1 protein-coding gene is annotated in these 498 nt (G+C 67.1%); it reads right to left on the bottom strand.

Annotated features, from left to right (window positions below; translation table 11 throughout):
• Window positions 1-498: DUF4082 domain-containing protein (locus tag AC1DMK_RS31135; RefSeq protein WP_477864055.1), on the bottom strand; the 498-nt coding region annotated here is incomplete at both ends.

A 498-nucleotide genomic window follows, 5' to 3' on the forward strand; every position in this document is an offset into this window, starting at 1 on the left:
CGGCGGTGGCGCCGAAACTGACCGCGGTGACGGTCTTGCTGTCGCCGGCATCCGGATCGGTGTCGTTGGTCAGCACGTTGCCGCCGGCGGCCACGCCGCCCGAGCCGTTGGCCACCCCACCCTTCTCGGTGGCGTCGCCCGTGTCGGCAGCTGCCGTCGGCCCCGTGTTGCCAGATGTCGTGGTGTTGAAGACCACGTCTGCAAAGTAGTTGGCTGCACCATAGGTGGCATTGGGGAACAGGCCGGTTGTGGCAGATCCGCCATAGGCATAGACGCCGTTGCCTCCGGCAGTGGTGCTCGAGGGGGCCGTCAGCGGGCCGCTGGTGACGGCGCTGGTGAAGAAGTTGTTGGTCGCCACGTAGGCGCCGGTCGTGTGGTACGAGGCGACATAGGTGGTGTTGGCGGTAATGGAGACGGGCGTCGCCAGGGCCACCGTCTGCCAGCCACTTGCCGACGTGTTGGTGAAGGTGACGGTGGCAAGCTTGGTGCCGGTCGCAG

This window comes from Rhizobium sp. 05L419 (assembly GCF_056397845.1).